Origin of the sequence: Micromonospora sp. DT228, assembly GCF_049841595.1 — a bacterium.
Taxonomy (GTDB): Bacteria; Actinomycetota; Actinomycetes; order Mycobacteriales; family Micromonosporaceae; genus Micromonospora.
Map to the genome: position 1 here is coordinate 1 of NZ_JBNCKO010000010.1, position 21,799 is coordinate 21,799.

Genomic DNA, 21,799 nt, shown 5'->3' on the forward strand with positions numbered 1-21,799 from the left:
GGCCTGCCCGAGCGCGCCGCGGTCATCTCGATCGCGACGAGCCTGCAGGAGTCGAAGCTGGACAACCTGGGCCACCTCGGCGACGCCAACGACCACGACTCGCTGGGCCTGTTCCAGCAGCGCCCCAGCTCGGGTTGGGGTACGCCGGAGCAGATCACCAACCCGGAGTACTCCACCACCGCGTTCCTCAAGGGCCTCAAGCAGGTTGACGGCTGGCAGGACATGGCGCTGACCGACGCCGCGCAGACCGTGCAGGTCTCCGCCTACCCGGACGCGTACGCCCAGTGGGAGCAGCAGGCCACCGACCTGGTCGGCCAGTACTGGAACAGCTGACACCGGCACCACCGCAGAACACCGACCGCTGGCCGGCACCCCGCAACCCCGGGGGTGCCGGCCAGCGGCGTCTCCGCCCTGGTCGGTGCGCCGGGGAGGGCGCTGCGGCGGCGCAGGGCGGGCAGGGGGTCGTCGGTTGCCAGCCGGTGGATGGTGGGATGCCCGCCGCCCGCCGCCCGCCGCCCGCCGCCCGCCGCCTGCCGACCCCCGCCCGCGGCTGCAACCGCGACTGCCACCCCGACCTGGACGGCCGCCGCACGCCGATTGAGACGGTGGCCGCACGACAGCGCCCGCACCACCGCTACCGCTACCGCCACCGCTACCGCCCACCAGCACTTCGGTGTGATCGGCCTGGTGGTGGGGTGGGCACGGGGGAACAACGTGGGGGACCGGCTGGTTGTGGAGGGTGTCGGTGTGACTCAGTGTCCCCGGGCCTCACCTAATATCGCCGTCGCGGAATACCGTTTGGCTGGAGCCGCGTCGCGCCACTCGCCGAGAGGCGACCTGCACACCGACACCAGTGCCGCCCCCGGTCCACAAGGCCGGGGGCGGCGCTGTCTGTACCCACCGGTTGGGCCGGGAGCGGCACAATGGGTCGGGTGACTGCTTCTGCGTCCTGGCCTGAGCAGCCTGGTTTGCTCGTACTCCCCAGCGGTGCGACGGTGCGCGGACGCCGCGTCGCCGCCGTGACCTCGCCCGCCGACTTCGCCCTGCTGTTGGCGCCCGGCCCGGGTCCGGCGTGGCCGCACCGGCGGATCCGGTGGCCCGATTTCTGGGTGCCGACCGATGGGGCGGACGCCCTCGATGCTCTGCGGGCGGCGTTGCGGCATGCCCACGACGGTGCGCGCGTCGAGGTGGCCTGTCGGGGTGGGGTGGGGCGTACCGGGACCGCGCTGGCCGCGTTGGCGATCCTCGACGGCTTGCCGGCCGATCGGGCGGTGGCGTGGGTCCGGGAGGGTTACCACCCCAAGGCGGTGGAGACGCCCTGGCAGCGGCGCTGGCTTCGCCGCGTCGCCTGACCGCCCCCGAGCCGCCGCGCGGGCCTACCCCCGCCGGGCCTACCCCCGCCGGGCCTACCCCCGCCGGGCCTGCCCGGCCGGGCCTACCCCCGCCGGGCCTACCCCCGCCGGGCCTGCCCGGCCGGGCTTGCCCCCGCTGGTGCCTACCCCCGTCGCGTTACCGCCGGCTCGTTGACGTATTCGCGCAGGTGGGTGGCGGTCAGCGTGTCACCTTCGGCGACCAGGTCGGCGGGTGTGCCGGTGAAGACGATTCGGCCGCCGTCGTGGCCAGCTCCCGGCCCCAGGTCGATGAGCCAGTCCGCGTGGGCCATGACCGCCTGGTGGTGCTCGATGACGATCACCGTGTTGCCGGCGTCGACCATCCTGTCGAGCAGGGCCAGCAGTTGGTCCACGTCGGCCAGGTGCAGGCCGGTGGTGGGTTCGTCCAGGACGTACGTGGTGGTCTTCTCGGCCAGGTGGATGGCGAGCTTGAGTCGTTGCCGTTCCCCGCCGGACAGGGTGGTCAACGGTTGGCCGAGGCTGAGATAGCCCAGCCCGACGTCGACCAGCCGACCGAGGATGAGGTGCGCCGGACCACCCGGAAAGAAGGCGTACGCCTCGGTGACCGACATGGCCAGCACCTCGCTGATGTTCTTGCCCCGCAGCGTGTACGTGAGCACCTCGTCGGTGAAGCGTCGCCCCTCGCACCGTTCGCAGACGCTTGCGACGCCGGCCATCATCGCGAGGTCCGTGTAGATCAGCCCGATCCCCTTGCAGGCCGGGCAGGCGCCCTCGGAGTTGGCGCTGAACAGGGCCGCCTTGACGCCGTTGGCCTTGGCGAAGGCGGTACGGATCGGGTCGAGCAGCCCGCTGTAGGTGGCCGGGTTGCTGCGCCGGGACCCGCGGATGGGGGACTGGTCCACGATGACCACCCCGGATCGGCCGCGCAGTGACCCGTGGATCAGGGAGCTCTTGCCGGAGCCGGCCACGCCGGTGACCACGGTGAGCACGCCGAGCGGGATGTCCACGTCCACGTCGCGCAGGTTGTGCAGGTCGGCCTGGCGGATGGCGAGTTGCCCGGTCGGTGGGCGTACCGCCTCGCGCAGGGTCACCCGGTGGTCCAGGTGCCGGCCGGTGAGGGTGTCGGAGCGGCGCAGCGCGGGCACGTCGCCGGTGAAGCAGATCCGGCCGCCGTCGGCACCGGCGCCCGGCCCGAGGTCGACAACGTGGTCGGCGATGGCGATGGTTTCCGGCTTGTGCTCGACCACCAGCACCGTGTTGCCCTTGTCGCGCAGTCGCAGCAGCAGGTCGTTCATCCGGGCGATGTCGTGCGGGTGCAGGCCGACCGTGGGTTCGTCGAAGACGTACGTGACGTCGGACAGGCTGGAGCCGAGGTGCCGGACCATCTTGACCCGTTGCGCCTCACCGCCGGAGAGGGTTGCCGACTCCCGGTCCAGGCTGAGGTAGCCCAGTCCGATCTCGACCAGGGAGTCCAGCAGCTCGCGCAGGTTGGCGGTCAGGGGCGCGACCCCCGGGTCGTCGACGTCCCGGACGAACGTCGCGAGGTCGCTGATCTGCATCGCCGAGCAGTCTGCGATGCTGCGTCCGGCGATGCGCGACGACAGGGCCGCCGCGTTGAGTCGGGTGCCGCCGCACTCGCCGCAGGTGGTGAAGGTGACCGCCCGGTCGACGAAGGCGCGGATGTGCGCTTGCATCGACTCGCGGTCCTTGGCCAGGTAGAGCCGCTTGACCTTGACCACCAGACCCTCGTACGTCCAGTTGTTGCTGCCCATTTTGATCTTCGTGGACGGCTTGTGGAGGAAGTCCTCCCACTGTTGCGGGGTGAAGTCCTGGAGCTTGACGTCCGGGTCGAACAGGCCGGAGCCGACGATTGTCTGCCAGTACCAGGAGTCGACAGCGAAGTTCGGCACGGTGATGGCGCCGTCGTTGAGGGAGCGCTCGACGTCCACCAACTCGTTGATGTCGAGGTCGGAGACCCGTCCCAGCCCTTCGCAGGTGGGGCACATGCCCTCGGGCAGGTTGAAGCTGAACGCACCGGCGCCGCCGATGGACGGCTGGCCGAGCCGGCTGAAGAGGATCCGCAGCATGGCGTACGCGTCGGTGGCGGTGCCGACGGTGGAGCGGGAGTTGACGCCCATCCGCTCCTGGTCGACGACGATGGCCGCGCTGAGGTTGCGCAGCGAGTCGACGTCCGGCCGGTTGAGGTTCGGCATGAACGACTGGAGGAACGCGCTGTAGGTCTCGTTGATCATGCGCTGGGACTCGGCGGCGATGGTGCCGAAGACGAGCGACGACTTGCCCGATCCGGAGACGCCCGTGAAGACGGTCAACCGGCGTTTGGGGATGTCGACCGAGACGCTGGCGAGGTTGTTCTCCCGCGCGCCGCGTACCTCGATCATGTCGTGGCTGTCGGCGGCGGACCATGCTGGCTGCGACATGCGAACCCTTCACGGAGTCGTGGCGGGACCTCGCCCCGCCGATGCTGGCGGGTTCCATTGTCTCATTCATCCACATGTAGAGACTTTGGTCGACAGTCAAGCGCAGGGTGCGGAAGCACGTCCGGGAAAGTCTCAAATCACGCCGTAAGCGGTACGGTGGCTCGCGTGGACGTCGCCGGTAAGGATCGGCTGCGCGCCGTGGACCTGGCGGCCACCGTCGGGATCTCGGTGCAGCAGGTGCGCAACTACGTCGAGCAGGGTGTGCTGCCGCCGGCTCGGCGTACCCCGAGCGGTTACCGGATCTTCACGACCGAGCACGCCCGCGCGTTGAGCGTGGCGCGGCGGCTGGCCGAGGGACACGGCTGGAGCCGCGCCCGGGAGATCATGGCCGCGGTGCACAGGGGTGACCTGCCGGCGGCCCTCGCGGCGCTCGACGGCGGCCACGCCGAGGTGGACCGGGAACGCGCCGAGATCCGCCGGGTGCTCGGCGCCTTCGAGACCGTGCTGGCCAGCCCACCGGCGTCCCGGCCCGCACCCCGCCGCGCCGCCCGCATCGGCGAGGTCGCCGCCCTGGTCGGGGTGCGAACCTCCCAGCTACGACTCTGGGAGCAGCGCGAACTGCTGCGGCCGGGCCGCATCCCGGGCACCAACTACCGGGTGTACGACGAGGCGGAACTCCGCGCCGCGCAGGTCATTGCGCTGCTGCGCCGGGGCGCGTACCCGTTCGAGATCATCGAGGCGGTGTTGGCGGAGCTGCGGACCACCGGCAGCCCTCAGCGGGTCCGTGCCGAACTCGCCCGCCGTGAGCAGGACCTGCACATCCGCAGCCTGCGCCGGCTGCGGGGCACGGCCGCCCTGCACGACTACCTACGTGGTCGCGGCGAGGCGGGTTGACCGACAGGCGCATCCCGTCCCGCCGGGCGATCTTGTTGACTAGGGTCGGGCACATGAGAGCTGCGCTGCTGGCGGCCACGGCGTCCGCCGTCCTGCTCGCTCCCGCGCCGGTCGCCGCCGCGGGAGCGTCCGCCCAGGCAACCGTGCGCTGCCCACGGGCGCCGGCCCCGGCGATGTCCCGTCCGCCCCGACCCTCCCCTCCGCCCGCCGTGCCCGCGCAGCGGGTGGTCGGCGGCGCGGCCCTGGACACGGCCGGCCTGGTCGTGCCGACCGACGCCGCCGCGCCACCGGCGATCACCGCCACGTCGTGGCTGGTCGCCGACCTGGACAGCGGCCAGGTGCTCGGCGGTTGCGGCCCACACGAGTACGGCACGCCGGCCAGCGTGCAGAAGCTCCTGCTGGCGGCCACGATGCTGCCCCGGTTGGACCCGAAGCAGACGGTCACCGTCACCGAGGACGACATGCTTATCGAGCCCGGCTCCTCGGCCGTGGGACTGGTCGCTGGCGGTCGGTACACCATCGAGACCATCTGGCTCGGGCTGCTGCTCAACTCCGGCAACGAGGCCGCCAACGCGTTGGCCCGGCTCGGCAGCGGGACGGACAGCGCCGCCGGTGTACGCGCCATGAACGAGCAGGCGCACCGGCTCGGCGCGCTGCAAACCCACGCGGTCACCCCGTCGGGGCTGGACGGCAGGGGACAGTTCACAAGCGCGTACGACCTCGCGCTGATCGCCAGGGCCTGTTTCGCCGAGCCGACCTTCCGCCGGTACGCGCTGACCGAGGAGACGGAGATTCCCACCCAGGCGGCGCAGCGTACGAAGGGTTTCCAGATCCAGAACGAGAACCAGCTCATCTACCGGTATCCGGGCGCGCTCGGCGGCAAGACCGGCTTCACCGATCTGGCCCGGCACACCTACGTGGGCGCGGCGGAACGGGGCGGGCGGCGGCTGGTGGTGACCCTGTTGGGCGCCGAATCGGCGCCGCTGCGCGGCTGGGAGCAGGGTGCCGCCCTGTTGGACTGGGGCTTCACGCTGCCCCGGAACGCCTCCGTGGGCCGGCTGGTCGAAGCGGGGGAGTTGACCGCCACCGCGTCGGCGACACCGTCCGCGCTGGCCGCGCCCGGCGCGCCCCGACCGGCGGCGGCCAGCGGGCCCGCGCGTACCGGCTCGGGGTGGTTGTGGTCGGTGACCGCGGTGAGCGGCGCGGGGGTGCTGGCGCTGTTGGGCGGGCTGCTGTGGCGGCGTCGCCGTCGGCTGCCCTGAGCCGCCGACTGCCCGGACGGATCGACATCGGGCGCTGGCCTCCATAGACTCCGGTCTTTCTGGCACCACGAGTCCAGGAGGATCACAGTGTCGAGTGAACTCGAACCGCGCCGCGGCGGAGCGGCACCCCGCCGGCCGGTGCGCGCCCTGTCCCGCCTCGCGGGGGTGACCGTACTCGCCGGGGCGCTCGTCGTCGGGGCGTCCGCGAGCGCGGTCGCCGCGCCAGCCGCCCCCGAGGGCGCTTCCGCCGCTGCGGACGCCGCCACCCGACCGCCACGCACCACCCACGGCCCGTGCGCGTACACGGAGACACCCGACGAGCCCGCGGCCCGGCCGGTGCCGTTGCCGCCGGACCCGCGACGTACCCCGGCCCGGGGCAGCGTCCGGGTGACCCTGACGACGAACCACGGACCGATCGGGTTGACGCTGGACCGGGCCGCCGCGCCGTGCACCGTGCAGAGCTTCCTGCACCTGGTCGGTAAGCGTTTCTACGACCGCACTCCGTGCCACCGGCTCACCGCGTACCCGACGCTCAGCGTGTTGCAGTGCGGTGACCCGTCCGGCACCGGCGAGGGCGGCCCGGGATACCGGTACCGCGACGAACTGCCGACCGACCTGCCGCCGGCGCCCACCGACCCGACCGGGGAGCGCCGCGTGTACGCCCGGGGTGTGCTGGCCATGGCCAACGCGGGGCCGGACACCAACGGCAGCCAGTTCTTCCTGGTCTACGCCAACTCGGCGCTGCGCCCCAACTACACGATCTTCGGCGAGGTCGACGCGGCCGGGCTGGCCACCCTGGACCGGATCGCCGCCGGGGGAGTAGCGCCGACCGCCGAGGACCCGGCGCCGGTCGACGGCGCGCCCGCGCTGCCGGTGACCATTCGCAAGGCCGTCCGGGCGCACCACCACCACTGAGCACGCGGCGCGGTGGGCGGCCCTCGGCCGCTCACCGCGCCGGCCGGAGTCAGCCCGGCACCGAAATTCTCGGGAGCGGATCGGAACTGGTCCAACCGGTTACCGACCCAGGTCGGGCCTCACGACGGGCTGGGCGACCCGGACGGTGGGGCGGTGCTGTCGCGGACGACAAGTTCCGTGGCGAGTTCCACCCGGGGCGAGTCGATGCCCTCGCCCTGGGCCAGGCGCAGCACGGTCCGGGCGGCCAGCCGTCCCATCTCGACCAACGGCTGGCGCACCGTGGTCAGCGGTGGCGATGCCCACCGGGCCTCCGGCAGGTCGTCGAAGCCGACGACGCTCACGTCGTCGGGCACCCGCAGCCCGCGGCGCCGGATGGCCTCGTAGACACCGAAGGCCATCTGGTCACTCGCGGCGAAGATGCCGGTCGGCGGGTCGGCGAGGTCGAGCAGCGCGGTCGCGCCGGCGAACCCGGAGGCGTGGTAGAAGTCGCCCGGATAGACGAGCGCGTCGTCCACCGGCACCCCGGCGCCCTCCAACCCGGCCCGGTAACCGTCGAGGCGCGCCCGGCTGCACAGCAGGTGCGTCGGCCCCGCCACCAGGCCGATGCGTCGGTGCCCGATCGCGAGCAGGTGTTCGGTCGCGGCGAGCCCGCCGGCCCAGTTGGTGGCGCCGATCGTCGGGACGTCCATGGCCGGCACGCCGGACGGGTCGACGACCACCACCGGCACGTTGAGGCGGCGGAGTTGCGCGTGCAGCGGCGGGCTCAGGTGCGAGGTCACGAAGATGACGCCGTCGGTGGCCCGGGTGCGCAGGTTCTGCAGCCACTGCCGGGCCGCGGTGGGCTGCCGGTGGATCGCGGAGACCACGGTGCCGACACCCGCGCCGTGCCCGACATCCTCCACGCCCCGGATGATCTCCACCGCCCAGGGGCTGTCCAGGTCGTTGAAGACCAGGTCGACGAGGCCGGCGCGGCGAACGCTGCGGCTGGTGCGTCGCCGGTAGCCGTGGTGGCGCAGCAACTCCTCGACCCGCTCCCGGGTGTCCGGGGCGACATCGGAGCGACCGTTGAGCACCCGGGACACGGTCGGCACCGACACCCCGGCTTCCCGTGCGATCGCGGTGATGGTCACCCTGCGTCCGTCGTCCGCGCCCACCCGCGTCTCCTTCACCGAGCCGGAAGAACGACCCCGAGATGTCGTCAACCGAGGATCCCGGAACGGTGTGCCCGTTCCACGCGCCATCTTGCCTCACCGACGGGGGTTGACGACATGCCAGGTCGGTTCTAGCGTTCGGCGAAGTTACGGAATCTTTCCGGAACTTCGTCGACCGAGGACGGCATGTACACCGATCTACCTGAGGAACAGCTGCGCGACTACCGCGGCGTCGTCCAGGACCCCGCGGACTTCGACGATTTCTGGGCCGACACCCTGGCGGAGGCCCGGCACGCGGGCTGGCCGGTGCGGGCCGAGCCGGTCGCGACCGAGTTGGACAGCATCGACGTGTTCGACGTGACCTTCGCGGGGTTCGCCGGGCAGTCCGTGCGGGCCTGGCTGCGGTTGCCCCGCGGCGCTGACTCGGCGCTGCCGACGGTGGTCCAGTTCGCCGGCTACGGCGGCGGGCGCGGGCACCCGCTGGAGAACCTGCTCTGGGCCGCTGCCGGGTTCGCGCACCTGCAGATGGACACCCGGGGGCAGGGCTCGGGATGGAGCCGAGGCGACACCCCGGACCTCGGCGCGGCCGGGCCGGAGGCGCCCGGCGTCACCACCCGGGGCATCGCCGACCCGAAGACCTACTACTACCGGCGGCTGATCACCGACGCGGTCCGGGCGGTGGACGCCGTCCGGACCCTGCCGCTCGTCGATCCGACCCGGGTGGCGGTGCTCGGGCACAGCCAGGGCGGCGGGTTGGCGCTCGCGGCCGGCGCGCTGGCACCCGGGGTGCGGGCGGTGGTCGCGTTCGTCCCGTTCCTCTGCGACATCCCGCGCGCGGTGGTGACCACCGCCGCCCGCCCCTACCGGGAGATCCGCGACTACCTGGCGATCCACCGCGACGCCGAGGAGCGGGTGCTGAGCACCCTCGCGTACGTCGACGGGGTCAACTTCGCCCGGCGCTGCCGCCGCCCGGCGCGGTACTCGGTGGCGTTGATGGACGAGATCGTGCCGCCGTCGACGGTCTACGCGGCGGCCAACGCGCACGCCGGGCCGACCGAGTTGGCGGTGTGGCGCTACAACGGCCACGAGGCCGGCGGAATCGACGACGACGAGTCGGCGCTGGTCTTCCTGCGCGCCCACCTGACCGAGAGCTGACCGGATCGGCGCTGCCGGGCGCGGCCGGCCCGGAACCGGCGCATCCGCCCCCGGCAGCCGTCCCGGCTGATAGACAGGAGAAGTGGGTCACCGGATCGCCGTCGCGCTCGCGTTCGCCGCGCTGCTCGGCGGCTGCTCGCGGCCGGAGCCGCGCCCCGTGCCGGCCGCCCCGCGGTCGACGCCGGTGAGTCCCACCCCCCGGGCGGCCACCCCCGCGCCGTCCAGGCCCGCGCCGTCCAGCTCCGCAGCCGGCCGGCTGCCCGGTTTCGTGGTGCTGACCGACCTCGACCCGCGCATCCACGCCGACATCCGCTACGCCACCGCGCACAACTTCGTGGGCCGCCCGATCGCCGGCTACCCGGAGCCGCTGTGCCTGCTCACCCGGCAGGCCGCCGAGTCGCTGCGCCGGGTGCAGGACGCCGCGCTGGCCGGTGGGCACAGCCTCAAGGTGTACGACTGCTACCGCCCCCAGCCCGCGGTGGACGACTTCGTCGCCTGGTCGAAGCGCCCCGGCGAGCAACAGACCAAGGCCGAGTTCTACCCGGACCTGGCCAAGGACCAGCTCTTCGCGGAGGGCTACATCGGGGCGCCCACCGCGCACAGCCGCGGCAGCACCATGGACCTGACGCTCGTGGACGAACCCGCCACCAGCCAGCCCGCGTACCGGAGCGGACAGCCGCTTGTCGCCTGCACCGCGCCCCGGGGGCGGCGCTTCGCCGACAACAGCATCGACATGGGTACGGGGTTCGACTGTTTCGACTCCCGGGCGCACACCGCCGACCCCCGCATCAGCGCGACGGCGCGGGACAACCGACGGTTGTTGCAGCGGCTGATGACCGACGTCGGCTTCGTCAACTACGACCGCGAGTGGTGGCACTACAGCCTGCGCGACGAGCCGTACCCGGACACGTTCTTCGCCGCGCCGGTCACCCGCTCGTCGGTCGGCTGACGCACCGCCCGACCGCACCGCCAGCAGCGTCATCCGGCAAGATCACTCCAATGACCACCGAACGGATCGGCCCTCCGCTCACCGGGGACGAGCGGGAGACCCTGCGCGCCTTCCTCGACTTCCACCGCGCCACGCTGGCCCTCAAGTGCGCGGGTCTCTCCGACGAAGAGCTGCGCCGACAGTCGATGCCACCCTCCACGCTGTCCCTGCTGGGCCTGGTGCGGCACATGGCCGAGGTGGAACGCGCCTGGTTCCGGCGGGTCATCGACGGTGCGGACATCCCGTTGGTCTGGTCCGAGGCGGGCGACTTCCAGCAGGCGTACGACGCCAGCTCGTCCACCCGGGCCGAAGCCTTCGAGGCCTGGCAGCGCGAGGTCGAGCACGCCCGCCGGATCGAGCGGGCCGCGGCGTCGCTCGACGTGACAGGTCGCAACGTCCGCTCCGGCGAAACCGTGTCGCTGCGGCTGGTGATGCTGCACCTGATCCACGAGTACGCCCGGCACAACGGCCACGCCGACCTCCTCCGCGAGGGCATCGACGGCACCGTGGGCGTGTAGGAACGCGTGTGGGTGCGGCTGCGCGAGCCGCACCCACACGCCCGCCTGGGTGGTGCGGACCTCAGAGGGTGAACACGAGTGTGGAGATGCTGCGGGCGCCGACGTTGATGGTGGCCTGACCGCCGTTGACGCTCGTCGGTTGGCTGGCCGCGTTGGCGTTCTGCGAGGTGAGGTAGTGCTCGGCCCGGGTGACGTTCTGCGGCGCCTGGACCACCGTGTTGTTGACCGCGCTGTTCGAGCGGTTGAGGATCACCAGGGTGACCTTGCCGTCACCCTGGTACGCGGTCACCTCCAGCGGGGATGCCTTCGAGCTCTTCGTCAGCGCGACCCGCTGGTAGCCGGGGCGGACGTACTTGGCGTACTGCGAGAACGCGTACCCGCGCTTGAGCGGAGCGCCCGCGACGGTGCCGAACGCCGACTCGCCGTCACCGATGAAGGAGTAGTAGCGCTTGCCGTACCACCAGATGTAGGCGTTCCAGTTGGCCTCCATCGACTTGTGCACGGTGCGCATGATGTCGTCGAGGGTTTCGTTCCACACCGCCGTGTTGGCGGGGTTGCCCCAGATGTTGGAGCCGCCACCGTCGGCGGCGTGCAGGTTCCACTCGGTCATCCACACCGGCTTGTTGTACTGCTGGGCCAGGGAGTACGGCCGCAGCCGGCCCGACTCCTCGGTGCCGTAGAGGTGCCCGCCGATGTAGCCGATGTTGTTGCGGGCGGTGGCGTCGTTGAGGGTGGGATCGGTGAAGTTGTAGTTGAGGTTCACCGCCTCGGCGACCATCAGCTTGGTGTTCTGCACCTTGGTGCCCTGGTCGCGGACGAAGGTGCGCAGCTCGGTGCCGCTCCAGTCCATCGAGTCGTAGTTCGGGTGCCAGTCGGGCTCGTTCTGCACCGAGGTGACGTCGATGGTCACGCCCTGGCCGCGCATGTACTGGACGTAGCTGTTGAGATGGTTCGCGTAGTCGTCGTAGTAGTCGGTCTTCAGCTTGCCGCCGTTGACCCGGCTGTTGTTCGTCTTCCACGCGGCGGGCGCGGTCCAGGGTGAGGCGAGGATCTTCACGTTCGACCCGTACGCCTTCGCCGTCTTCAGCGAGTCCGCATGTATTGGCCACTCGCTGGATTCCGGCGACAGGCCGGTCCGCACGATGGACAGACCCAACTGGTTGGCGCCCAACCCGACAAGCGTCTGCGTGTCCGTCGTGGACCACGCGCTACCCCAGATCGACTGCGCGGCACCGAAGCCGTCGACGGTCTGGTATTTGGTCGCGCCGTTCACAGTGATGTCCGCCGGCCCGTTCGGAGGCGGGGTGGTCGGCGGTGCGCTGGTTGGCGGTGCGCTGGTTGGCGGTGCGCTGGTTGGCGGTGCGCTGGTCGGCGCCGGGTCGCCGGTGCAGGTCACCCCGTTGAGCGTGAAGCTGCTCGGAGCGGGGTTGCTGCTGGTCCACGAGCCGTTGAAGCCGAACGAGACGGTGCCGTTCGTGGCGATCGCCCCGTTGTAGCTGACGTTCTTGGCGGTGACCGCCGCGCCGCTCTGGGTCAGTGTTGTGTTCCACGCCTGCGTGACGGTCTGACCGGCGCTGTAGGACCAGGCCAACGTCCAGTTGCTGACCGGATCACCGAGATTGGTGATGGCGACGGTGGCGCCGAATCCGCCCTGCCACTGCGACGACACGCCGTAATCCACCGCACAACCAGCGGCTGCCGCCCCGGCCGGCATCGCCACGGCGATCGCTGTCGATGCCACGAGCACCGCGCCGGCCGAGACCGCGGCGGCCCTGATGACTCTGGGTCTCCTCATAGATCATTCTCCTGAAAGATCGGGCCGCTGCCAGTGCGGAGGCGGGGGCCACGGATGGCCGCCCAGGTCCTGGTGCGGAACGCAACCGACACGGTTGCCACGACATCGACAGATCGCTGTCGGGTCACGCCGCCACCGTGACCAGGACAGCGGTGCGGCGCATTGTGAGCGTTAACAGGTGCCGGCCGTCGCAGCCGACACCAATGTCCCGCAATGCCCCGCTGGCGGCCGAGCTCCCGACGGCACGCCACTTACGCCCACATCGACTCTGGTAGATGAGCCGGTTGCCGTCAAGCAACGACGGCGAGGTTCGCGAAAGTTTTCCGAAACAAGCCGGACGTCAGGTCCAGTAGAGGATCCGGCAGGCCGGCACCCGTGCGGCGAGTTCGGCGGTGAACCAGCCGCGCAGCTCGGCCATGGTGTCGCGCGGGTAGACGTACTTCACCGCGCCGAACTTGCCGTGTTTGCGGCTGCGCGACTCCTCGTCCATCTCCAGCCGGGTCCGCGGGTACCAGCCGAGCAGCACCTCCTTGCTGCCCGGGGTGAACCGGTGGGTGATCAGCTCGGCGGTCAGGTCCAGCTCCGGCACCCCGTCGACCGCCGCGCGGACCTGGTCGAGCAACTCGCCGTAGCGGTCCCGCCAGTCGGGCAGCGCGATGATCGGGGCGATGGTCAGCCCGACCGGATAGCCGTCGAGCGCGAGCCGGCGCAGCGCGGCCAGCCGCTCCGGCACCCGGGCCGTGCCGCCCTCGTACCGTTCGCTGACCGGGGCGCAGTTGACGCTGAGCCGGACCCGGGTGCGACCGGCGTGCGGCAGACCGACGAACGTGTCCACGTCGGCGTACTTGGTGGTCCAGCGCAGTTGCACGGGCGCGTCCCAGGCGGCGAAGTGTTGCACCGCCCGCCGCCAACTGCCGGTCAGGTGCTCCAACGCGAGGGGGTCGGTGTAGCAGGACGCCTCGAACGTGGTGCCCTCGTCGGCGCGTCGCGCGTTGCGGCTGGTCACCGTCCCGCGCCCGGCGTACGCGGCCAGACCGGCCAGGATGTCGTCGAGGTCCGCGTACACCCGGGTCACCGGCGGGCCGGACAGCGAGCCGGCGAGGTAGCAGTACTGGCAGTGCGCCGGGCAGCCCTCGGCGAGATCGACCCGCCAGTCGGCGCTGGGCGCGATGGGTTGCAGGGTGCGCCGCGAGGGCGGGCTGACCACGATCGCCATGGTGGCCTTCGCTCGCGCGTACGTCTCCCGGTCGGTCTGTCCGCGTACCCCGGTGAGCCGGTTGGATCGCAGGTGTTCCACCTCGATGCCCTGGGCCTGCACCCGCTCGACGATCCGCTGGCCGTGCGGGTGTTCCAGGGCGGCCGGGGTGGCCACCACCCGGCGCGGGGTCCACCGGTGGGCCGGCCGGGCCGCGGGCGCGAGCCCGGCGAGGTCACGGGTCGGCACCCACTCGCCGCTGGCGTCGTGCGGCGCGGCGGGCACGTCGACGGCGAGGGGCGTGTCGACGTCGACGGCGTCTGGGCTGGTCACCGCGCCGGGGTACCCGTTGTCACGGGAATCCCACCCGATCGGCCGACCCGTGATTGACGCCGCCGGTGCCAGCGCATAACCTTTCGTCTATCTGTAAACCTTGTGAACAGATGTAGGTCGACGCGGCGGCGCGCGTCCCCACCGAAGGGACGATCAGGTGATCGCAGAACTCTCCTCCCGTACCAGACGAATCCTGTCGGTGTTCGTCGCCCTCGTCGTCGCGGTGACCGCCGGCCTCGCGGTCACCGCCTCGCGGTCCGCGCAGGCAGCGCCGACGTTCAAGGTGCTGGCCTTCTACAACGGCACCTGGGACGCCGCGCACATCGACTTCGTCAGGGACGCCCGGGCCTGGTTCCCGCAGGCCGCCGCCCAGCACGGCTTCTCCTGGGAGGCCACGAACAACTGGGGTCTGCTGAACACGGCCAACCTGGCCCAGTACAAGGTCGTCATGTTCCTGGACGACGCGCCGCCCACCGCGCAGCGGGCCGCGTTCCAGCAGTACATGCAGAACGGCGGGGCGTGGCTGGGCTTCCACGTCAGCGCGTGGACCGACAACCCGTCGAGCTGGAGCTGGTACTACAACACCTTCCTCGGCACCGGCTCGTTCCAGACGAACACCTGGGGACCCACCCGGGTCACGATGCGCGCCGACAACCGCACCCACGCCGCCACCCGCAACCTCCCGGCGACCTTCCCGTCGTCGATCAGCGAGTGGTATTCCTGGAGCAACGACCTGCGGCAGAACCCGAACATCGACATCCTCGCCTCGGTCGACCCGTCCAGCTTCCCGGTCGGCACCGATCCCAACCAGTCCTGGTACGGCGGGTACTACCCGCTGGTGTGGAGCAACCGGCAGTACAAGATGCTCTACGCCAACTTCGGCCACAACGCCATGAACTACAGCACCAACACCGGGCTGTCGTCGACGTTCGACAGCGCGCAGCAGAACCAACTGCTGATCGACGGGCTGCACTGGCTCGCCGGCGTCGGCACCGTCCCCCCGACCACGCCTCCGCCGACCGACGGCATCTCACCGACCGCCTGGCACACGGTGGTCAACCGAGGCAACGGCAAGTGCGTGGACGCCCGCGCCGCCGCCAGCGCGAACGGCACCGCAATCCAGCAGTACGCCTGCAACGGCAGCGCGGCGCAGCAGTACCAGTTCGCGCCGACCAGCGGCGGCTACCTGAGGGTCAACAACCGCACCAACAGCGCCCAGGTGCTCGACGTGACCGACCGGTCGACAGCCGACTCGGCGCGGATCCAGCTCTGGTCCTACAGCGGTGGCAACAACCAGCAGTGGCGTGCCGAATCGGAGGGCGGCGGCTACTACCGCCTGGTCAACCGGCTCAGCGGCAAGTGCCTCGACGTGCCCGCAGCGTCCACGGCGGACAGCGTCCAACTCGTCCAGTACACCTGCAACGGCACCGCGGCGCAGTCCTTCCGGCTGGTGCCGCAGTCCTAGGGGGAGTGCGCTCCCTCGCCGGAGGGAGGTGCCGCGCACGCTCGCTTCCTAGCGTGAGCGGCATGACGACAAGAAGTGATCGACTGGCCGGGGCGTGGCGCAGTGCCCACGCTCCGGTGGCGGGAGTGCCCCGCTGGGCGCGGGTCGCCGCCTACGTCATCCCGTTCACCGTGCTGCCGTCGGGCCTCTGGCGGCTTCCGTTCGCGTTCCGCGACGGCATCGGGTTCGACGGGCGGGTGTACCTCGTCTGCCTCTCGATCGTGGCGGAGTTGATCGCGTTCACCGCCGTCGGGCTCGTCGCCGGCTGGGGAGAGCGGTTCCCGCGCTGGCTTCCCTGGCTGGGTGGCCGCCGGGTGCCGACGCCGGCCGCCCTCATCCCCGCGACGCTCGGCGCGACGGTCCTGACCGTCATGTGGACCAGCGCCGTCGCCCGGATAGCCGCCGGGATCACCATGAGAGGCACGCCGCTCCCGGCGGAATTTCCCACCCAGGGCGGCGCGTGGGAAGCCGCGATCTTCTACGCCTGCTACCTCCCGCTGCTGCTGTGGGGACCACTGCTCGCCGCGGTCGCCTACGCCTATCACCGGCGACGTCAGGGCCGCTACGGCACCTGAGCGGCCCGACCGAACCGGGCGGCGACGGCACGCACGACGGCGCGCAGCTCCGGCGGGTCGAGGACGTCGAAGTCGACCTCGATGGTGCTGAGGAAGGCGGCCAGGTTGCTCAGCGACTCCCCACCGGTGTGCAGCAGGCAGGTCCGCTCGTCGATCGCCTCCAGCAGGCCCGCCGTGGTGGGGATCCGCTGGGCCACCTGGTCGGCCGACGCGTGCAGGCGTACCCGTGCCGGGTGTGGCCAGGCGGTGGAGCCGACGCCGCGCAGCACGTGCGCGACCGCGTCACCACCTGGCGGCTCTCGCGGGGTGAAGCGCGGGCCGGTCGGCACCCGGGGCCGGATCCGGTCGGCGCGGAAGGTCCGCCAGTCGGCCCGGTCGGTGTCCCAGCCCAGCAGATACCAGCGCCGACCGGTGTAGACCAGCCGGTACGGCTCGACGTCGCGCACGCTGGCGGTGCCGTCGTGCCCGGCATAGTCGAAGCGCAGGCGCTCCGCGCGGTGCACCGCCGTCGAGATGGCGGTGAGCGTGCCGGCGTCCACGGTCGGGCCGCCGCCCGCGGCCGAGACCGTCGCCGCCCGCAGGGCGTCCACCCGGTGCCGCAACCGCGACGGCAACGACTGCTCCAGCTTGGCCAACGCCCGCAGCGACGTCTCCTCGATTCCGGTCACCGAACCGCCGGCCGCCGCCCGCAGCCCGACGGCCACCGCCACGGCCTCGTCGTCGTCGAGCAGCAGTGGCGGCAGGGCCGAGCCGGCGCCGAGCCGGTAGCCCCCGGCGACCCCGGGGTGGGACTCGATCTGGTAGCCCAACACCCGCAGGCGCTCCACGTCGGTGCGGACGGTGCGGGTGGTGACCGCCAGCCGATCGGCCAGCTCCGCGCCGGACCACTCCCGGCGAACCTGTAGGAGGGTCAGCAGCCGCAGCAGCCGCACCGAGGTCTCCACCATGCCCGCGAGTCTGCCGTACGGTTCCGGGAGCGCGGCTCGGCGGCGGTCCGTCGCCGCGCCGCGCCGCGGGTCTGGGTCGGTCGTGCCCGGATCGCCGCCCGGACTGCGTTCTGCCTCGACTCGGGGGGCTTCGGCATAGGGTCCTCGTGCCCTGTAGAGCTGCCCCATGAATGGGGCAGGCCGGGTGCCGGCGGCGACGGCCGTATCCGGCTGACCCGGTCAAGCCGCGTTGCCGTGGTCCGGCGCGGTGTGGATCCGGCGCTGTGTGGGTGTGGCGCTGTGTTGGTGTGGCGCTGTGTTGGTGTGGCGCTGCCCCACCTGCGGGGCAGCTCTACAGGCGGCGAGGGTGGAATGCCGCCTTGGCCCGGCCACGGCGAACGCGCGGGCTCGCCGGACACCTCACGTCGTGCGCTGCAGGAGGGTGATGCAGCGGGGGAGGAGTGCCGGTTAATCGGTTGTCCGAGCCGCGACTGCCTGCTGAACTACCCGAAACCGACACCAACAGTCAGGGAGCACCAATGCGCGCTGCGTCGATGTCCGACCAGAAGGTATCTGTCGCCTACCTGAAGGACCTGACGCCGCGTGAAGACTCTGAACCTCGGCATCCTGGCTCACGTCGATGCCGGTAAGACCAGCCTGACCGAACGGCTGTTGCACGACGTCGGCGTGACCGACCAGCTCGGCAGTGTCGACGCGGGCAGCACCCGGACGGACTCCCTGGCCCTGGAACGGCAACGCGGGATCACCATCCGCTCGGCCGTCGTGTCCTTCGTGCTGGACGACGTGACCGTCAACCTGATCGACACGCCCGGTCACCCGGACTTCATCGCCGAGGTGGAGCGGGTGCTCGGTGTGCTCGACGGCGCGGTGCTGGTGATCTCCGCGGTGGAGGGAATACAACCGCAGACCCGGCTGCTGATGCGGACCCTGCGCCGGCTGCGCATCCCGACGCTGATCTTCGTCAACAAGGTCGACCGGGCCGGGGCGGACCCCGAGCGGGTCGTGCGGGCCGTCGCGGAGAAGCTCACCCCGGCCGTGGTGGCGATGGGCTCGGTGGCGATGCCGGGGACCCGCGGCGCCCGCTGCTCGCCGTACGGCCCCGCCGACGTGGCCTTCACCGACCGGCTGCTCGACGTCCTCACGGAGCAGGACGACGGGCTGCTCGCCGACTGGGTGGCGAACCCGTCGGCGGTGCCGTACCCGCGACTGCGCGGTGCGCTGGCGACGCGGACCCGCCGGGCGCTCGTGCAGCCCGTGTACGCCGGCTCGGCGATCACCGGCGCGGGCGTGGACGCGCTGCTCGCCGGGATCACCGAACTGCTGCCGACAGCTCAGGGTGACGTCGCCGCCCCGCTCTCCGGCACCGTGTTCGCCATCGAGCGGGGCCCGGCGGGGGAGAGGATCGCCCTGGTCCGGCTCTTCGCCGGCACGATCCGGGTCCGCGATCGGGTCCGCGTCGGTACGGCCGACGCCGCGCTGGTCACGGCGATACGTGTCGCCACCCTGGGGGCCGACGTGGTGGCGTCGTCGGTCGGCGCCGGCCACATCGCCCGACTCTGGGGCGTGACGGAGGCGCGGATCGGCGACCCGGTCGGCGTACCCCCGGAACGTGCCGGCGCGGACCGCCACTTCGCGCCGCCCACGCTGGAGACGGTGGTGGTGCCCGAGCGCCCCGTCGACCGGGTCACGCTCCACGCGGCGTTGAGCCAGCTCGCCGAACAGGATCCCCTGATCAACCTGCGGCAGGACGACCGGCAACACGAGATCAGCGTGTCGCTCTACGGCGAGGTGCAGAAGGAGGTCATCCAGGCCACCCTGGCTGACGACTTCGGCGTGCGGGTGACGTTCCGCGAGACCAGCGTGGTGCACGTGGAGCGGGTGTGCGGCGTCGGCGGGGCAGTCGAGGTGATCGCGGTGGCGCCCAACCCCTTCCTGGCCACCGTCGGACTGCGGATCGCGCCGGCGCCGACCGGCGCCGGTGTGAGTTTCCACCTCGGCGTCGAGTTGGGGTCGATGCCACCGGCCTTCTTCGCCGCCGTCGAGGAGTCCGTGCGCCGGACCCTGCGCCAGGGTCTGTCCGGTGGGAGGTCCCCGACTACCGTCGGGCGGGGCACCTCGTACGTGGTGCGGGGCGAGATCCCGGCGGGCCTGGTGCACGCGCTGGAGCGTCGGCTGCCCGCGCTGACCCGGGGTGAGGGCGTACTGGAGACCGAGTTCGTCAGATACCGCCCGGTGCCCGGTGTCGCCCCGACCCGGGCCCGCTGGGACAACGATCCGTTGGATCGCAAGGAGTATCTGCTGACGGTCGCCCGCCGGGTCGGCGGCCGGTAACGGCGATATCCATTGCGGACGCCCCGGGGAGCTTCTAGTCTCGTCGAAGCAAGGTCAACCGAGCACACCCCGAAGGGAGTACGCCGTGCCACAGCGCGTCCGCACCGTTGCCGCCCGGCGTCTGCTCCCTGCCGGCGCGGCCCTGCTCGGCACCACCAAAACCTGTGTCCGTCGGTCGTTGCGGCGCAATCAGCCGGGGTGGCGCGACTGACGTGACGCTGACGCGTCCGCCGGCCGCCCATCCCACCGGGATCGGGCGGCCGTTTCGTATCCGCGCACCGCCGCCGCGCTCGCACCTGATCATTAACGGTCATCGCACGACAGGAGGAGACCACGATGGGATTCACCCCTCTCGCCGGTACCCGGGCACCGGTCCGGGTCTGGACCGACCCGTACGCCATCGAGCCGCAGGCCGCCAAGCAACTGCGCAACATCGGCGCGCTGCCCTGGGTACAGGGCGTCGCCGTCATGCCCGACGTGCACTTCGGCAAGGGCGCCACGGTCGGCTCGGTGATCGCGATGCGACAGGCCGTCTCGCCGGCGGCGGTCGGCGTCGACATCGGCTGCGGAATGTCGGCGGTGCGCACCTCGCTGACCGCCGCGGACCTGCCGGACGACCTGGCCGGGCTGCGGTCCGCGATCGAGGCCACCATCCCGGTCGGCTTCGCCCAGCGGCAGGACTCCGTCGACACGCGTCGGATCCGTGGCCTGGAGCAGGCCGGCTGGGACGACTTCTGGGGCCGGTTCGCCGGCCTGGACCGGCGGGTGGCGCAGTTGGAGACGCGGGCGCGGCGGCAGCTCGGCACCCTCGGCGGGGGCAACCACTTCATCGAGGTCTGCCTGGAGCAGGGCGGCGCCGACGAGGGGCGGGTCTGGCTGATGCTGCACTCCGGGTCCCGCAACATCGGCAAGGAGTTGGCCGAGCGGCACATCGGGGTGGCCCGGGGGCTGCCGCACAACGCCGACCTGCCCGACCGGGACCTGGCGGTGTTCCTCGCCGGAACGCCGGAGATGGACGCCTACCGGCGGGACCTGTGGTGGGCGCAGGAGTACGCGCGGCGCAACCGTGCCGTCATGCTGGCCCTGCTCTGCGGTGTGGTGCGTGAGCACTTCCCGCAGATCTCCTACGACGAGTCGATCTCGTGCCACCACAACTACGTGTCGGAGGAGAGCTACGACGGGGTGGACGTGCTGGTCACCCGCAAGGGCGCGATCCGGGCCGGCCGGGGCGACCTGGGCATCATCCCCGGCTCGATGGGCACCGGGTCGTACATCGTGCGGGGTCGGGGTAACCCGGACGCCTACTGCTCGGCGTCGCACGGGGCGGGCCGGCGGATGTCGCGGGCGCAGGCCAAGCGGACGTTCAGCACGGAGGACCTGGCCGCGCAGACCGCCGGGGTGGAGTGCCGCAAGGACGCCGGGGTGGTCGACGAGATCCCCGGCGCGTACAAGGACATCACCGAGGTGATGGCCCAGCAGGAGGACCTGGTCGAGGTGGTGGCGCACCTCAAGCAGGTGGTCTGCGTGAAGGGCTGACGTGCCGTGCGGGCCGGGTTGACCGGCCCGCACGGCCGCCGCTCAGAAGCCGACGAAGACCCGGCGCAGGTCGTCGAGGGTCACCGAGCCGGTCACCCGCACCCCCTCGGGGGTGTGCTGGGTGCCCAGCCGTCCGGTGGCCAGCCGCAGCCACGCCTCGGCCGGTGCCGCCAGCTCCCCGTCGGGACGCTCCGGCGCGTCGACGATCTCGACCTTCTCGCCCAGCCGCAGCCCGAACGTCCGCTCGGGGGCGTCCAGCCGGACCAGCAGTGTGGCCTCCCGCCCGGCCAGCTCCTGCGGGCGGCTGGTCCAGGACAGCATGCCGCCGATCTGGTCGAGCAGCAGCGCCACCGCCCCCGGCGTCACCGCCGCGAACGGGTTGAACGCCACCTCGGCGTCCCACTGGTGCAGGGCGAACTCGCTGAGTCGGAACCGGGCCGCGGTCGCCACGTCGATCGGCTCCGGCAGGAAGCCGAGGTCGACCCGCATCGTGGCCCGGGTCTCGGCGTCCAACGCCTCGTACGCCTCGACCAGCCGCTCGTTGGCGGCGAGGAACCCGGCGGCGTGCTCGGCCGGGGGCATCGCATCCCAGCGCGCCCAGACGCCACGGTTGAAGTCCCCGTCCGGGCCGGGCGCGCCGGTGCGGGCGGCCTCTAGCGTCGCCAGGTTGATCTCGGCACCGCTGCCCAGGTGGCTCAGCACCTGGGAGACCTGCCACTCGCTGGCGCCCGACGGGCGGAGCAGGTCGTCTTCCTTGAGGTCGCGGACGAGCGCGGCGAGCTCCTCGTGGCCCGCGCGCAGAGCCGTGATGATCTGGTCAGCAGAGGTCGGCATGGATCTCCTCAAACGGATATTCGACGATGGTCGGGACGTTACCGGACGTGACCGCCGGCCGGCCCACCCCACGCTC

Annotated in this window: 17 protein-coding genes and 1 pseudogene; 12 read left to right on the forward strand and 6 right to left on the reverse strand. The window is 71.9% G+C overall.

What is annotated here, in order from left to right:
- Both ACLQ29_RS20485 and ACLQ29_RS20490 read left to right on the forward strand, forming a co-directional pair.
- Window positions 1-333, forward strand: a pseudogene (locus tag ACLQ29_RS20485) (hypothetical protein); the annotation flags it as partial.
- 590 nt (window positions 334-923) lie between these two features.
- Window positions 924-1,352, forward strand: coding sequence for a protein-tyrosine phosphatase family protein (locus tag ACLQ29_RS20490; protein WP_425773104.1), 429 nt, complete (start codon window positions 924-926; stop codon window positions 1,350-1,352).
- A 143-nt stretch (window positions 1,353-1,495) separates the two neighbouring features.
- Here the strand turns inward: ACLQ29_RS20490 and ACLQ29_RS20495 are convergent, their stop codons facing one another.
- A complete protein-coding gene (locus tag ACLQ29_RS20495) occupies window positions 1,496-3,790 on the reverse strand; it encodes an ATP-binding cassette domain-containing protein (RefSeq protein ID WP_425773105.1) in 2,295 nt (764 codons plus the stop codon).
- Window positions 3,791-3,955: 165 nt separating this feature from the next.
- On the opposite strand from ACLQ29_RS20495, the gene ACLQ29_RS20500 reads away from it, so the two are divergent.
- The 3 genes from ACLQ29_RS20500 (at window position 3,956) to ACLQ29_RS20510 (ending at window position 6,861) form a co-directional block, all read left to right on the forward strand.
- A complete protein-coding gene (locus tag ACLQ29_RS20500) occupies window positions 3,956-4,684 on the forward strand; it encodes a MerR family transcriptional regulator (RefSeq protein ID WP_425773106.1) in 729 nt (242 codons plus the stop codon).
- 53 nt (window positions 4,685-4,737) lie between these two features.
- Window positions 4,738-5,946 (forward strand): D-alanyl-D-alanine carboxypeptidase family protein, encoded by a 1,209-nt coding sequence (locus ACLQ29_RS20505; RefSeq protein ID WP_425773107.1) that lies wholly within the window; start codon window positions 4,738-4,740, stop codon window positions 5,944-5,946.
- Window positions 5,947-6,033: 87 nt separating this feature from the next.
- Complete coding sequence (locus tag ACLQ29_RS20510; RefSeq protein ID WP_425773108.1) at window positions 6,034-6,861, forward strand: peptidylprolyl isomerase; 828 nt, start codon at window positions 6,034-6,036, stop codon at window positions 6,859-6,861.
- Between the two features lie 119 nt (window positions 6,862-6,980).
- On the opposite strand, the gene ACLQ29_RS20515 is transcribed toward ACLQ29_RS20510, so the two are convergent.
- A complete protein-coding gene (locus tag ACLQ29_RS20515) occupies window positions 6,981-8,015 on the reverse strand; it encodes a LacI family DNA-binding transcriptional regulator (RefSeq protein ID WP_357374506.1) in 1,035 nt (344 codons plus the stop codon).
- A 183-nt stretch (window positions 8,016-8,198) separates the two neighbouring features.
- On the opposite strand from ACLQ29_RS20515, the gene ACLQ29_RS20520 reads away from it, so the two are divergent.
- From ACLQ29_RS20520 to ACLQ29_RS20530, 3 genes are all read left to right on the forward strand, one after another.
- On the forward strand, window positions 8,199-9,167 hold the full coding sequence (locus ACLQ29_RS20520) for an acetylxylan esterase (RefSeq protein ID WP_425773109.1): 969 nt from the start codon (window positions 8,199-8,201) through the stop codon (window positions 9,165-9,167).
- An 82-nt stretch (window positions 9,168-9,249) separates the two neighbouring features.
- On the forward strand, window positions 9,250-10,116 hold the full coding sequence (locus ACLQ29_RS20525; protein WP_425773110.1) for a M15 family metallopeptidase: 867 nt from the start codon (window positions 9,250-9,252) through the stop codon (window positions 10,114-10,116).
- A 50-nt stretch (window positions 10,117-10,166) separates the two neighbouring features.
- Window positions 10,167-10,673 (forward strand): DinB family protein, encoded by a 507-nt coding sequence (locus ACLQ29_RS20530; RefSeq protein ID WP_425756089.1) that lies wholly within the window; start codon window positions 10,167-10,169, stop codon window positions 10,671-10,673.
- A gap of 61 nt (window positions 10,674-10,734) precedes the next feature.
- Here ACLQ29_RS20530 and ACLQ29_RS20535 read toward each other — a convergent pair whose 3' ends face one another.
- On the reverse strand, window positions 10,735-12,468 hold the full coding sequence (locus ACLQ29_RS20535) for a cellulose binding domain-containing protein (RefSeq protein WP_425773111.1): 1,734 nt from the start codon (window positions 12,466-12,468) through the stop codon (window positions 10,735-10,737).
- Between the two features lie 340 nt (window positions 12,469-12,808).
- On the reverse strand, window positions 12,809-13,996 hold the full coding sequence (locus ACLQ29_RS20540; protein WP_425773112.1) for a spore photoproduct lyase family protein: 1,188 nt from the start codon (window positions 13,994-13,996) through the stop codon (window positions 12,809-12,811).
- 157 nt (window positions 13,997-14,153) lie between these two features.
- Here ACLQ29_RS20540 and ACLQ29_RS20545 point away from each other — a divergent pair, with 157 nt between their 5' ends.
- Window positions 14,154-15,461, forward strand: coding sequence for an RICIN domain-containing protein (locus tag ACLQ29_RS20545; protein WP_425773113.1), 1,308 nt, complete (start codon window positions 14,154-14,156; stop codon window positions 15,459-15,461).
- A 62-nt stretch (window positions 15,462-15,523) separates the two neighbouring features.
- Complete coding sequence (locus ACLQ29_RS20550) at window positions 15,524-16,075, forward strand: hypothetical protein (RefSeq protein ID WP_425773114.1); 552 nt, start codon at window positions 15,524-15,526, stop codon at window positions 16,073-16,075.
- Here ACLQ29_RS20550 and ACLQ29_RS20555 read toward each other — a convergent pair.
- The gene (locus tag ACLQ29_RS20555; protein ID WP_425773115.1) at window positions 16,063-17,022 is read right to left on the reverse strand and encodes a helix-turn-helix transcriptional regulator; all 960 of its coding nucleotides are present in this window, start codon (window positions 17,020-17,022) and stop codon (window positions 16,063-16,065) included. The two genes, ACLQ29_RS20550 and ACLQ29_RS20555, sit on opposite strands and share 13 nt — an antisense overlap.
- Before the next feature lie 582 nt (window positions 17,023-17,604).
- On the opposite strand from ACLQ29_RS20555, the gene ACLQ29_RS20560 reads away from it, so the two are divergent.
- The gene (locus tag ACLQ29_RS20560; protein WP_425773116.1) at window positions 17,605-19,353 is read left to right on the forward strand and encodes a GTP-binding protein; all 1,749 of its coding nucleotides are present in this window, start codon (window positions 17,605-17,607) and stop codon (window positions 19,351-19,353) included.
- A 336-nt stretch (window positions 19,354-19,689) separates the two neighbouring features.
- Entirely contained in the window at window positions 19,690-20,889 is a 1,200-nt protein-coding gene (locus tag ACLQ29_RS20565; RefSeq protein WP_393368896.1) for an RtcB family protein, read from the forward strand.
- Between the two features lie 42 nt (window positions 20,890-20,931).
- Here ACLQ29_RS20565 and ACLQ29_RS20570 read toward each other — a convergent pair whose 3' ends face one another.
- A complete protein-coding gene (locus ACLQ29_RS20570) occupies window positions 20,932-21,723 on the reverse strand; it encodes a maleylpyruvate isomerase family mycothiol-dependent enzyme (RefSeq protein WP_425773117.1) in 792 nt (263 codons plus the stop codon).
- Window positions 21,724-21,799: the final 76 nt, after the last annotated feature.